Raw genomic sequence first — 13,126 nt, 5'->3', positions numbered from 1 at the left:
CTCCCAATCGGGAGCGGCCTCGATGACGCCAGACGAGACAGAGTCGCCCTCCGGGCAGCAGCCCTGCTACTTCTTCCTCAGTCACGCACATCCGGCCACCGTCGATCGCACCGTCGAGCTCGACTACTACGAGCGGACGGTGTTCGAGGATCTGGCCCGGGTGGTCGGTGAGCTGCCGAGGGAGCGGCCGCACTGGCGTACCGGCATGTTCCGGCCGTGCGGCGACCCCTCGACCAGGTCGGCGGCTCGCGTCGAGCGGGCCCTGGCCACGGTCGCGGTCTTCGTCGCACTTCGTTCGGAGTGCTACGACACCGACGGGGTGGCCGCCGCGGAACGCGCCGCTTTTCTCCGGCAACCGGCGACCCTGCACTCCCGGCTGCCGGGCCAGCGCCTGTTGCCGGTGCTGTGGGAGGTGCCGCCGGGCAGCGCGGGTGCGGCCACCGTCGCGGCCATCCCGGATGTGCCGCAGTACGCCGAGACCGGACTGATCGCCCTCAGTCGCCGACGCGGTGAGCGCGATGCGTACGAGCGGGTGTTGGCGTACCTCGGTGACTCGATCATCGAGCTGGCCGAGGGTCGGGCCGGTGCCCCGCCGCCCACCCCTTGGCCGCCGCGGCCGCCCCAGGCGCGACCGGCGTTCGTGATCGCGACGCTCGCCGTGCCACCGGGAGCCGATCCGGCCGGCGACGCTGCGCCTGCGGCACGGCAGGACGACTCCGGCCGTCTGCGACAGATGGCGAGGCAGGTCGCCGCAACCGTCGACCGCACCAGGTTCGCCGTGCAACTGGTCGAGGTGGGCGCCGGGTACGAGCAGTTGGGGCGCCGGCCGGCCGTGCTGCTGGTCGCGGAGCGGGCGTGGGCCGACCCGACGATCGGGGTGAACGTGCGGCGCCTGTTGGCGGCGCTGCCCGCCTGGGTGCAGCCGTTGATCGTACCGGCCGGCGACGAACCCCTCCGGGCTCCCGAGGACGACGGGTGGGTCGGGCGGCCGGCCCGGGCCGCCGTCCGGCACCGGGTGCCTCGACCCCGCATCATGGCCGCCGTCGACGATCCGCTCACGATCATCGCGGTCGCGATCGGCCGGGCCGTCCGCCATTTCGACGACGAACACCTGGTGGAGCGCCGGTACCCGCCCCGACCTCGGTCGAACAGCCATCCGGAGGAGTAGCCGACATGACGGACACCCGGGACGGTCAGATCATCACGTTCTACTCCTACAAGGGCGGCACCGGCCGGACCATGGCGCTTGCCAACACGGCGTGGATTCTCGCCGCGAACGGCCATCGGGTGCTCGTCGTCGACTGGGATCTGGAGTCGCCGGGACTGCACCGCTTCTACCGTCCGTTCATTCACGAGGGCATGCTCCGCGGCGCCGGTGGTGTGATCGACATGCTGGTGGGCTACGAGGGGGCGGCGAAGGAGGCGGCGGGTCGCGACCCGGCTGCGCCCGGCGAGCTACGGCACGCGACCTTCGCCGACGTGCGACGGCACGCCTTCTCGATCAACTGGCGGTGGCCTCCGGGTGGAACCCTGGACTTCCTCGGCGCGGGCCGGCACAACCACAGTTACAGCCGCTCGATCTCCGGACTCGACTGGGACCACTTCTACGAGGTGCTGGCCGGCGGCGCGTTCTTCGACGCGCTGCGCGCGGACATGAAGCGCAACTACGACTACACGCTCATCGACAGCCGTACCGGGCTCAGCGACGTGGCGGACATCTGCACGGTGCACCTGCCGGACACCCTGGTCGCCTGCTTCACCCTCAGCGAGCAGGGCATCGAAGGCGCCGCCGAGGTGGCCCAGTCGATCAACCGCAAGACGATGCCCCGGCGGATCCGGGTGCTGCCGGTGGCGATGCGGATCGATCCGGCCGAGAAGCTCAAGGCGGACACCGGCCGGTTGGTGGCCCGGCAGCGCTTCGACGGCCTGCCGGCGCACCTCGGCGACGAGGCGCGGGAACGCTACTGGGCCCAGGTGCAGGTGCCGTATCTCGCCTACTACGCGTACGAGGAGACGCTGGCGACGATCGAGGACAGTTCGGGTGCGCCCGGCAACCTGCTCGGTGCGTTCGAGAAGCTGACCGATGTGATCAGCGAGGGCCGGGTGACCCGGCTGCCCACCATGGACGAGGCCGACCGCGTGCGGGTCAAGGCGCAGTTCGTGCGGATGGCGGCGGTCCGCGAGACCGAGGTGGCGCTGCGGTACGACATCGCCGGTGTCAGCTGGGCCGAATGGATCTCCTGGATCCTGCGTGAGGTCGGCGTTCAGGTGCACGACCCGGGTCCGGTGGGGCGCCTGGAGGGTGTCGCCGTGGCCGCGCGTCCACTGGTGATCAACACTGTCTCGGAGGAGGTCGAGCTGGGGCTCAACGCCGCCCTGATGCGCCCCTCGCGCCGGCCGCTGATCGTGCACGTCGGCACGGCCCAGTCCACCGTGCTCCCGGTGACCGCCGCCAACTCCATCCGGCTTGGCCGGCTGGACGAGCGTCCCGCCGCGGAGCAGCTGCTGCAACTGGTCGGCTTCCCGCCACCGAAGACCGAGTTCCTGATCGGGGCGCCGCGCTTCCCCGGCCGACCGCAGACCGTCTTCCAGGCGCCGCCACGAAACCTGCTCTTCACCGGCCGGGACGGGCTGCTCGGGTCGCTGCGCGGGCTGTTGCGCGCCCAGAGCGACGCCGCCGTGCCCGTGGTGTTGCAGGGCATGGGCGGGTTCGGCAAGACCCAGCTCGTCACCGAGTACGCCCACCGGTTCCGGGGCGCGTACGACGTGGTCTGGTGGATCGACGCGGACGGCGCCGCGGACGTCGACGGTGGGCTCTACGATCTCGGCCGTCGACTCGGCATGAACCTCTCCAGCAGCGTGCGCGAGGGGGCGCAGACGGTCAAACAGGCGTTGTCCCGTGGCGAGGGCGGACTGCGCTGGCTGGTGGTCTTCGACAACGCCGAGCGGCTGGACCGGATCCGGCAGTTGCTGCCCAACGGCCCGGGGCATGTGGTCATCACCTCCCAGGGCCCGGGTTGGCTGGAGCAGGCGCACGTCGTACCGGTGGACGTGTTCGACCGGACCGAGAGCGTCAACCACCTCCGCCGCCTGCTGCCCGATCTCGGCGAGCGGGACGCCGACCGGATCGCCGAGGCGCTCGGCGATCTGCCGATCGCCGTGGCCGCCGCCGCGGCGTGGCTGGTCGAGACCCATTCGCCGGTGTCGGAGTACCTGGCGGCGATCGAGCAGGGTGACCTCGGTGCCCTGGGCTCGGAGGCGGACATCGGTCGGGTCGAGGCGGCGTGGCGGCTGTCGCTGGACCAGTTGGCGACCCGCCGTCCGGCCGCCTACCGCCTGTTGCAGCTCTGCGCGGTGATGGCCCCCGAGGTGTCGCTCGACATCGTCTACAGCACCGCGATGGCCGAGCACCTGCGGGCCATCGACCCGACGGTCACCAGCCGGCTGATGATCAACAGGCTGGTGGAGCAGATCAAGCGGCTGGCGCTGCTCCGGCTGGACCAGCAGAGCGAGTACGACAGCCAGGGCACCGAACGCGAGAGCACCCGGATCGTGATCCACCGCCTGCTGCACTCGGTGGTGCGATCCCGGATGACCGAGGACGAGATCGAGGACGCCAAACACCAGGTGCACCTGCTGATCGCGTCGGCTGCCCGCACGCTCGGCGAGGTGGATCTGCAGGACGAGTGGCGCAAGTACCGGATGCTGTGGCCGCACGTCGAGGTCTCCGACGGCACGACCTGTGACTTCGCCCCGGTCCGGCAACTGCTCGTCGACCAGGTCCGCTACTTCTTCGTGCGTGGCAATCCCGACGGCGGGCTGGAGGTGGCCGAGCGGGTCGAGGCCGCCTGGACCGAGGCCCTCGGTCGGAACCTCGCCGAACCGGTGCGCCGCGAGGTGCTCGTGCAGCTTCTGCAACTGCGGTTCAACAAGGCGAATGTGCTGCGCGACAAGGGTGCGTTCCAGGAGTCCTACGATCTGGACCGGGACGTGCACGCCCAGCAGGTCGAACTCCTCGGCGGCGACCACGCCGACGCGCTGATGACGGCCGGCAGCCTCGGCGGGGACCTGCGTGGGCTCGGGCGCTACCCGGAGGCGCTCCAGCGCGACATCGACACCTACCACGCCTGGCGTCGAGAGTTCGGTGACGACCATGCGCGTACCCTCAACGCCCTGAGCAACCTGGCGGTCTCGCGGCGGCTGATGGGTGACGTGACCGAAGCGCTGCGGCTGGATCAGGAGGTCTACGAACGACGCCGGCAGCTGCTCGGCGAGGACAATCTCAGCACGCTGCAGTCTGCGACGTCACTCGGGCGGGATCTGCGCGACGCCGGTGACTACCCACGCTCCGTCGAGTTGTTGACCCAGGTGCGGGACGTCTACGCGACGGTGATGGGGGAACAGGCCCGGTTCGTGTACGACGCCAACGCCAACCTGGCCGTGTCGCTGCGCAGCGCCGGCCGGACCCGCCAGGCAAGCGAACTGCTGGAGGTGGCCTACCACCGACTGGCGGAGATCCTCGGGCCGGACCACCCGGAGACGCTGGCCTGCCGGCTGAGCCGTTCGGTGACCCTGCTCGAACTGGGGGACTGGGAACAGGCGGAGACGGAGACCAGCGCCGTACGCCGCGCGTACGCGCGGCAGCTCGGTGAGCGGCACCCGCACAGCCTGGTGTGCCTGAACAACCACGCTGCCGCGGTGCGGGCGCGCGGTGACATCGACGCGGCCCGGTCGCCGGCTCGGCAGGCGTGGGAGGGGCTCGGAGCGGTCCTCGGTGATCGGCATCCGTCCACCGTGGCCGCCCAGATCAATGTGGCCGTCATCGAGGCCGACCTGCATGAGCCCGCCGAGGCGCTCACCCTGCTCAGTGCCGCCGCCGACCTGCTGACGGACCTGCTCGGGCCGGCGCATCCGCACACCCTGCGCTGCCGGGCGAACCACGCCCTCATCCAGCGTCAGGTGCACGGTGTGGACCACCAGGCGCAGGTCGACGAGGCAATCGAGGCGGTGGTGGCCAGGATCGGCGGCAACCACCCGTCGGTGGCGGAACTGAAACGGGGACGCCCGGTACGCCGGATCATCGACCCGCACCCGTTCTGAGGCGGGCGTTCGGCTCACCAGTTCGACAGCCAGTCCAGCATCTCGGGCAGGATCTCGACGGCACCGAAGTGGGCGGCGCCCGGCTGGACGTCGACCTGCGCGGTGTGGATCTGCCGGGCGAGCCACATGGTGTGGCTCACCGGCGCGAAGTTGTCCTGTTCGCCGTGCCACAGCCGGACCGGAGCGGTGATCGCCGACAGGTTGAATCCCCAGTCCTGTCGTAGCGCCAGCACGTCGTCGATCCACCCCTGCGGGCCGCTGCGCAGCGCCTCACGGTACGCCTGGGCGATCAGGCGTCGGATCGCCAGATCCCGCACGACGCGCCGGTCCGGCCAGGTCATGTCCGTCTCCAACTGGGTAAGCAGACTCTCCGGGTCGCGCCGGGTCCGCGCGGCCTGTGCCCGCAGCCGCTCCGTCAGCCGGAGCCGATCGTCGGTGGCGGCGGTGAAGTCCCGCACGTTGCTGGCCGTCATCCCACCGAACCATTCGAGATCTGCAACGTCGGGTCTGGCAAAGCCCACGAGTACCGCCGTACGGGTGACCGCGTGGGGCAGCAGCGCCGCGCAGGCCAGCGCGTGTGGTCCGCCGCCGGAACGTCCGACCACGGAGAACCGGCAGATGTCCAGGTCCTCCGCGATAGCGGCGATGTCCTCGGCCGCGTCGGCGACGGTACGTCCGGGGCGGGGTGTGGAGCCGCCGTAGCCGGGCCGGTCGTAGCTGATCAGCCGGATGCCGTACCGGTACAGGACTCCGCTTCGTGGTTTCGGGCCGCTGCGGCTGCCGGGCGTGCCGTGCAGCAGGAAGATGGGTACCCCGTCGGGCTTGCCGGTGATCTCCACAGTCAACCGACGACCGCCGGCACCGGTCGCGAACCGCACCTCCGTTGCCAGGCGTGTTCCCCTTCCACTCGTCGGGGACCGCGATACCCGGCGGCGCCCAGGTCGCAGCCGTCGATGTCGTCAGGAGTTCAGCGTAGCCCGAGGTGCCAGCCGACTCGACCATCCGACACCCGAAACATCGAACGGCGGTCATGCGTGGCGGTGTCGACGTCGCGCCCGTGACCCGATCAGACACCGGTGACGTGACGTGCGGCCTAGAGTCGGGGCATGCCGGAGATCGTCCAGTTGCTGGCTTCACCCGTACACCGATTCGTGGGCCGGCCGGCGGACGGGCCGGAGCCGGCACCGGCCGATGAGCTGGTCGACGAGATCCAGATCCGGGCCGAGCTGGGCATCGTGGGGGACCGGTACTTCGGCAAGGCTGCGCACCGGCAGGCGAGCGTCACCGTCATCGCGGCCGAGTCGTTGCCGCCGGGGGCCGGCCTGGCTCAGGTCCGGCGCAACATCCTGACCAGTGGCATCACCGTGGACGACCTGCTCGGCTCGGTGCTGGTGCTCGACTCGGGACAGGGGCCGGTGCGGCTGCGGCTGAACCGGGCGGCACACCCGTGCGCCTGGATGGACGTGACCGTCGGGCCGGGCGCGTGGCGCGGCCTGCGCGGCAGAGGAGGCGCCCGCTGCACCCCGCTGACCGACGGCATCCTGCGGGTCGGTCCGGTCGACGTGGCGGTGGAGGCCGACCCGGCGCGGTGGACCTGAGCCCGACCGGTCCGGTCGGCGTGACGGCGCGGGCCCGGCCGGGTGCACCGCTGTGGGGGAGCGCCCGCCGAAGTACGGCGCGGCGACGTTTGCGCTGCCGTCAAGACATCGATCCGCATTCACCCGGGCCCATGACACTCGGTTGCCGTCACGCACCGTGTGCCTCATGTCCTGCCTCCCGATGCTCCCTCTCCTCGCTTTGCTCTGCTTCAACCCACGCAGTAGCCGCCGACCTGCGGTGACGCATCGGGAGCGATGCGCCATTCGACGAGCTGGCGACACGGAGCGTGACCGTTGCGTCGGTTGAAGCAGAGCAAAGCGTGGTGCAGGTGGGTTGCCGGTCGGGCGCGATGTTGCCGAGGGTGACGAATCCGCGCCGGCTGGCCGCTGGTGCGGTTGGCCATACCGGGCGATCTTGCCGAGCGCCGGGCAACGGGTGCCGGGTGGGGCGGGGTCAGCGGCGGATGCCGCCGGTGGCGAGCAGGCGGGCGATCGGGAGGGTGGCGGCACCGAGCGCCACCGCGTCGACGCCGAGCCGGCCCAGCTCGATGGTGGTCTGCGCGTACGGCGCGCGGAGGGCCTGGCGGCCGGCGGCCACGCGGATGGCGGGCAGCAGTCCGCCCAGCGCCATCGCGGCCCACCCGCCCAGCACCACCCGCTCCGGGTTGAACAGGTTGATCAGATTGGCCACACCGGCGCCCAGGTAGTCGGCGGTCTCGTCGAGTACCCGCCGGGCGGTCTCCGACTTCTCCGCCGCCGCCACCAGCGCGCCGAGCTGGGACTCCTCGTCCTCGCCGGGCACCGGCCGGCCGCGCCGGGCCTCCCGGTAGCGGTCGATGACCGCCTCGGCCCCGACGTACGCCTCCAGGCAGCCGCGAGCACCACAGCGGCAGGGCCGGCCGCCGTACACCAGGGTGGTGTGACCCCACTCGCCGGCGCTGCTGGACGCGCCCCGGTAGGTGACGCCGTTGGTCACCACGGCCGCGCCGACACCGGAGCCGACCAGGGCGAACACGGCGTGCCGGGCGCCCCGACCGGCACCGAACCACATCTCGGCCTGGCCGAGGGTCTTCGCGCCGTTGTCGAGGTGCAGTGGCAGGTCGGTGCCCTCGGCGACCAGCTGTTGCAGCGGCACCCGGTGCCAGCCCAGGGTCTGTGCGTCCACGATCGCGTGGGCGCCCTGTTCGACCACCCCGGAGACGCCGATGCCGACGCCCAGCACCTCGGACCGGGCGATCCCGGAGTCGGCCAGCACCCGGTCGATGCCGGCCAGCACGTGCCCGGCCACCGTCGCCGGCTCGGTGCCGTTGTGCTCCAGCGGGTACTCGACGCTGCCCAGCACGGTCATCGTGAGGTCGAACAGCTCGACGCGTACCCGGGTCTCGCCCACGTCGACGCCGATCACGACGGCGTGACGCGGTGCCACCCGCAACATCATGCTTGGCCGGCCACCGTCGGACTCGGCGGCGCCGGCCTCCATCACCAGGCCCTCGTCGATCAGGTCGCCGACCACGTTGCTGACCGCCGGCTGGCTGAGCCCGGTGCCCCGGACGAGATCCTGCCGGGTGAGCGGGCCGTCGAGGAAGATCCGGGACAGTAGGGCCGACCGGTTGCGTAACCGGACGCTGCGGTTCGTCGCCCGCACCAGCTCCACGTGTCACCTCATCCCGTCGGCCGCCCCCGGCGACTGTACGACCCCATGCTTGACGACCCTCCGCCGAACCATTTTAATGACGACATTAATTAAGCCGTGATGTAACTCCCCCCACCACCATCCTGAGATCGAAGGGGTAGACCGTGTCGAGACGACACCTCGCGATACTCACCGCGACCGTCCTGGCCGCCGCGTCGCTCACCGCCTGCGGCTCCGGCGACGAGCCGGGCGAGGGCGGCAAGACCCTCACGTACTGGGCCAGCAACCAGGGCGCCAGCCTGGAGGCCGACAAGGAGATCCTCCAGCCGGAGCTGGACAAGTTCGAACAGCAGACCGGCATCAAGGTCAATGTCGAGGTCGTGCCCTGGTCCGACCTGCTCAACCGACTGCTGGCCGCCGCCACCACCGGGCAGGGCCCGGACGTGGTGAACATCGGCAACACCTGGTCGGCCTCGCTGCAGGCCACCGGCGCGCTCGTCGAGTTCGACGACGCCACCCTGGACAAGGTCGGCGGCAAGGACCGATTCGTCCCGGCCGCGCTCGCCGCCGCCGGAGCACCCGACCAGCCCCCGGCCGCCGTGCCGCTCTACAGCCTCGCCTACGCGCTCTACTACAACAAGCAGTCGTTCGCCGACGCCGGCATCACCGCCCCACCCACCACCTGGGAGGAACTGGCCGAGGTCGGCCGGAAGCTCACCGGCGACGGCACGTGGGGTCTCGCCGTGGAGGGGGCCAACCCGTCGGAGAACGCCCACCACGCCTTCACCTTCGGCCAGCAGTACGGCGGCAACTGGTTCGACGCCGCCGGCCAGCCGACCTTCGACACCCCGCAGAACGTCGCCGCCGTCAAGCGCTACGTCGACCTGATGGCCGTCGACAAGATCGTCAACCCGAGCAACGCCGAGTACGCGCAGAACCAGTCCGTCTCCGACTTCGCCAACGGCAAGGCCGCGATGCTGCTCTGGCAGGCCGCCGGCGCGAACCTCAAGTCACAGAACATGGCGGCCGACGCCTACGGGGTGGCCCCGGTGCCGTTCCTGGCCAGCCCGCCGGCCGGTGGCAAACAGGTGAACAGCATGGTCGCCGGCATCAACATCGCCGTGTTCAAGCACACCAAGAACCTCGACGGGGCGCTGGAGTTCGTCAAGTTCATGACCAGCGACACCGAGCAGGTCACGTTGAACAAGACGTACGGCTCGCTACCGGCGGTCGGCACCGTCGCCGCCGACCCCGCCTTCGCCGCCGACGAGCAGCAGGTCCTCGCGCAGACCCTGGCCACCACCGCGGCACCGCTGCCGCAGGTGCCCGAGGAGAGCACCTTCGAGACGCTCGTCGGCACCGCCATCAAGGAACTCTTCGCCGACGCGGCCAGCGGCAGGCCGGTCACCGAGGACAGCGTCCGGGAGAAGCTGACCCGGGCCCAGCAGCAGATGCGCTGACCACGGACCGCTGGCCGTGGGAGGTGCCGCCGACCCTCCCACGGCCAGCCCGCGAAGGGACCTCGATGACCACCACCACCTCGCCACCCGCCGCCGACCGTGCCGCCGGCACCGGCCGCCCGACCCGCCCCGCAGCCCGCCGGCCCCGCCGGTCCCTGCTGCCGTACCTGCTGCTCGCCCCGGCCGTCGTGCTGGAGCTGGCCATCCACGTCGTCCCGATGCTCGTCGGTGCCTGGATGAGCCTGCTGGAGCTGACCCAGTTCCACATCCGCGACTGGTCCGGCGCACCCTTCGTCGGGCTGGACAACTACCGGGTGGTGTTCGACCTCGACTCCGCCGCCGGAGCCGAACTGCTGCGCTCGTTCCGGGTCACCGTCGTCTACACGGTGCTGTCGGTGGGCCTGTCCTGGGTGCTCGGCACCACCGCCGCCGTCCTGCTGCAACGACCGTTCCGGGGCCGGGCCGTGCTGCGGGCGCTCTTCCTCACCCCGTACGCGCTGCCGGTCTACACCGCCGTGATCACCTGGACCTTCCTCTTCCAGCGCGACACCGGCCTGGTCAACCACGTCCTGGTCGACCAGCTGGGCCTGGTCGACGAGCCGCCGTTCTGGCTGATCGGCGACAACAGCTTCGTGGCTCTGCTGATCGTCTCGATCTGGCGGACCTGGCCGTTCGCCTTCCTCTGCGTGATGGCCGGCCTGCAGAACATTCCCGACGAGCTGTACGAGGCCGCCGCGATGGACGGCGCCGGGTTCTGGCGGCGACTGCGCTCGGTGACCCTGCCGATGCTGCGTCCGGTGAACCTGGTCCTGCTGCTGGTGCTCTTCCTCTGGACCTTCAACGACTTCAACACCCCGTACGTCCTCTTCGGTGGCTCCGCACCGGCCGAGGCCGACCTCATCTCGCTGCACATCTACCGCAGCTCGTTCCAGACCTGGGACTTCGGCACCGGCTCGGCCATGTCGGTGGTGCTGCTGCTGTTCCTGCTTCTGGTCACCGCCGGATACCTGCTGCTGACCAACCGACGGAGGAACGATGCGTGAGACCGCCGCCGAACGCTTGTCGCGCCGGGTCGTGCTGACCCTGCTCGCCGGCTTCGTCCTCGTCCCGCTCTACGTGATGGTCAGCTCGGCGCTCAAACCGTTGCAGGACGTGCAGGGCGCCTTCACCTGGTGGCCCCGGCGTCCCACCGGGCAGGCGTTCGTGGACATGTGGTCGACGGTCCCGCTCGGCCGCTACCTGCTCAACAGCCTGCTGGTGGCAAGCGTCGCCGCCATCTTCTCGGTCAGCGTGGCGATCTTCGCCGCGTACGCGGTCAGTCGCTACCGGTTCCGGGGCCGGCAGGTCTTCTCGGTGACCGTGCTGTCGACGCAGATGTTCCCCGGCATCCTGTTCCTGCTGCCGCTGTTTCTGATCTACGTCAACCTCGGCAACGCCACCGGCATCGCGCTCTACGCCAGCCGCACCGGCCTGATCATCACGTACCTGACCTTCTCGCTGCCCTTCTCGATCTGGATGCTGGTCGGCTACTTCGACTCCATCCCGCGCGGGCTGGACGAGGCCGCCCAGGTCGACGGCGCCGGACCGCTGCGCACCCTGTTCCAGGTGGTGCTGCCGGCCGCCGTGCCCGGCGTGGTCGCGGTGACCGTGTACGCCTTCATGACCGCCTGGGGTGAGGTGCTGTTCGCCTCGGTGCTGACCAACGAGGACAGTCGCACCCTCGCCGTCGGCCTGCAGGGCTACTCCACCCAGTTCAACGTCTACTGGAACCAGGTGATGGCCGCCTCGCTGGTGGTCAGCGTGCCGGTGGTCGCCGGGTTCCTGGCGTTGCAGCGCTACTTCGTCGCCGGCCTGACCGCCGGAGCGGTCAAGTGAGCCCGTCCACCCGAACCGAGGAGAACCGACCCGTGCCGGACCTGTCCCCGCTGCCGCCCGACTTCCTCTGGGGTGTCGCCACTTCGGCCTACCAGATCGAGGGCGCCGTCACCGCCGACGGCCGCAGACCCTCCATCTGGGACACCTTCTGCACCCGACCGGGCGCCATCGACAACGGCGACACCGGGGAGGTGGCCTGCGACCACTACCACCGGTGGCCGCAGGACGTGGCGCTGATGCGGGGTCTCGGCGTCGGGGCGTACCGTTTCTCGGTGGCCTGGCCCCGGGTCCGGCCCGACGGGGTCGGCCGGGTCAACGCCGCCGGCCTGGACTACTACGACCGCCTGACCGACGGGCTGCTGGCCGCCGGCATCCGGCCGTACGTCACCCTCTACCACTGGGATCTGCCGCAGGCGTTGCAGGACCGGGGTGGCTGGCCGCGCCGGGAGACCGCCGAGGCGTTCGCCGACTACGCCGCCGTGGTCGCGGCCCGCCTCGGCGACCGGGTGAGCGACTGGTGCACCGTCAACGAGCCGCTCTGTATCGCCTGGATCGGCCACCTGGAGGGACGGATGGCCCCCGGCGAGCGGGACCTGGGCCGGGCCGTGTCCGCCGCCCACCACGTGCTGCTCGGCCACGGTCTGGCCACCGCCGCGATCCGGGCCCACGCCGCCCGGCCGGCGTCGATCGGCCCGGTGCTCAACCTCAGCCCGATCGACGCGGCAAGTGACAGCCCCGCCGACGTGGCCGCGGCCCGCCGGCTGGACGGGCACGTCAACCGCTGGTGGCTGGATCCGCTGCACGGCCGCGGCTACCCGGCCGACATGGTCGCCACCTACGGCGTCGAGCCGCCGGTACGCGGCGACGACCTCGCGGTGATCGCCGCGCCGGCCGACTTCCTCGGCGTCAACTACTACTTCCGGCAGGTGGCGGCCGACGACCCGGACGGTCCGGCACCGTACGCCCGGCAGGTCCCGGTGCCCGGCGCGGCGCACACCGCGATGGACTGGGAGGTGCACCCCGAGGGCCTGGAGCGGCTCCTGGTGGAGGTGAGCCAGGAGTACGCCCCGGCCCGGCTCCTGGTCACCGAGAGCGGCTCCGCCTGGCCGGACGTGGTCACCGCCGACGGCACCGTCGACGACGCCGAGCGTACCGACCACCTGGAACGACACCTGGCCGCCTGCGCCGCGGCGGTCGGCCGGGGTGCGCCGGTGGCCGGCTACTTCGCCTGGTCGCTGCTGGACAACTTCGAATGGGCGTACGGCTACGACAAGCGGTTCGGTCTGGTGCACGTCGACTACGCCACCCAACGGCGGACGGTCAAGGCCAGCGGTCACCGTTACGCCGAGCTGATCCGCTCCCACCAGCGGCGCAGCGCGACGGCCGACACCGTCGTGGTGCGCGGATGAGCCTGCCGACGGGGCCCGGGACGCCCCGGGTGCCGCGCCGGGCGGCACCTG

Annotated in this window: 9 protein-coding genes; 7 read left to right on the top strand and 2 right to left on the bottom strand. The window is 71.2% G+C overall.

Annotation, left to right across the window (positions count from 1 at the left end):
- Positions 1–22: 22 nt before the first annotated feature.
- Complete coding sequence (locus KBX00_RS11215; RefSeq protein WP_210825959.1) at positions 23–1,168, top strand: hypothetical protein; 1,146 nt, start codon at positions 23–25, stop codon at positions 1,166–1,168.
- A gap of 5 nt (positions 1,169–1,173) precedes the next feature.
- The gene (gene fxsT, locus KBX00_RS11210) at positions 1,174–5,100 is read left to right on the top strand and encodes an FxSxx-COOH system tetratricopeptide repeat protein (RefSeq protein WP_210825957.1); all 3,927 of its coding nucleotides are present in this window, start codon (positions 1,174–1,176) and stop codon (positions 5,098–5,100) included.
- A gap of 14 nt (positions 5,101–5,114) precedes the next feature.
- Here the strand turns inward: fxsT and KBX00_RS11205 are convergent, their stop codons facing one another.
- Positions 5,115–5,978, bottom strand: coding sequence for an alpha/beta hydrolase (locus KBX00_RS11205; RefSeq protein ID WP_307868446.1), 864 nt, complete (start codon positions 5,976–5,978; stop codon positions 5,115–5,117).
- A gap of 228 nt (positions 5,979–6,206) precedes the next feature.
- Here KBX00_RS11205 and KBX00_RS11200 point away from each other — a divergent pair, with 228 nt between their 5' ends.
- Complete coding sequence (locus KBX00_RS11200; protein ID WP_210825955.1) at positions 6,207–6,698, top strand: molybdenum cofactor biosysynthesis protein; 492 nt, start codon at positions 6,207–6,209, stop codon at positions 6,696–6,698.
- A 454-nt stretch (positions 6,699–7,152) separates the two neighbouring features.
- Here the strand turns inward: KBX00_RS11200 and KBX00_RS11195 are convergent, their stop codons facing one another.
- A complete protein-coding gene (locus KBX00_RS11195; protein WP_210825953.1) occupies positions 7,153–8,352 on the bottom strand; it encodes an ROK family transcriptional regulator in 1,200 nt (399 codons plus the stop codon).
- 143 nt (positions 8,353–8,495) lie between these two features.
- Between KBX00_RS11195 and KBX00_RS11190 the strand changes: the two genes are divergently transcribed.
- The 4 genes from KBX00_RS11190 to KBX00_RS11175 all read left to right on the top strand — a co-directional run bounded on the left by KBX00_RS11190 (position 8,496) and on the right by KBX00_RS11175 (position 13,075).
- Positions 8,496–9,791, top strand: coding sequence for a sugar ABC transporter substrate-binding protein (locus KBX00_RS11190; protein ID WP_210825952.1), 1,296 nt, complete (start codon positions 8,496–8,498; stop codon positions 9,789–9,791).
- Between the two features lie 65 nt (positions 9,792–9,856).
- Entirely contained in the window at positions 9,857–10,834 is a 978-nt protein-coding gene (locus tag KBX00_RS11185; RefSeq protein WP_210825951.1) for a carbohydrate ABC transporter permease, read from the top strand.
- Positions 10,827–11,666: a carbohydrate ABC transporter permease gene (locus KBX00_RS11180; protein WP_210825950.1), complete on the top strand. Its 840-nt coding sequence runs from the start codon at positions 10,827–10,829 to the stop codon at positions 11,664–11,666. The genes KBX00_RS11185 and KBX00_RS11180 overlap by 8 nt, the downstream gene beginning before the upstream one ends.
- A 32-nt stretch (positions 11,667–11,698) precedes the next feature.
- Complete coding sequence (locus KBX00_RS11175; protein WP_210825949.1) at positions 11,699–13,075, top strand: GH1 family beta-glucosidase; 1,377 nt, start codon at positions 11,699–11,701, stop codon at positions 13,073–13,075.
- The last annotated feature ends 51 nt before the right edge of the window (positions 13,076–13,126 follow it).

Origin of the sequence: Micromonospora sp. C95, assembly GCF_018070465.1 — a bacterium.
In the GTDB taxonomy this organism is placed as follows: Bacteria; Actinomycetota; Actinomycetes; order Mycobacteriales; family Micromonosporaceae; genus Micromonospora.
Note: the sequence above shows the minus strand (reverse complement) of the source record. Positions and strands in the feature narration are given on the sequence as shown.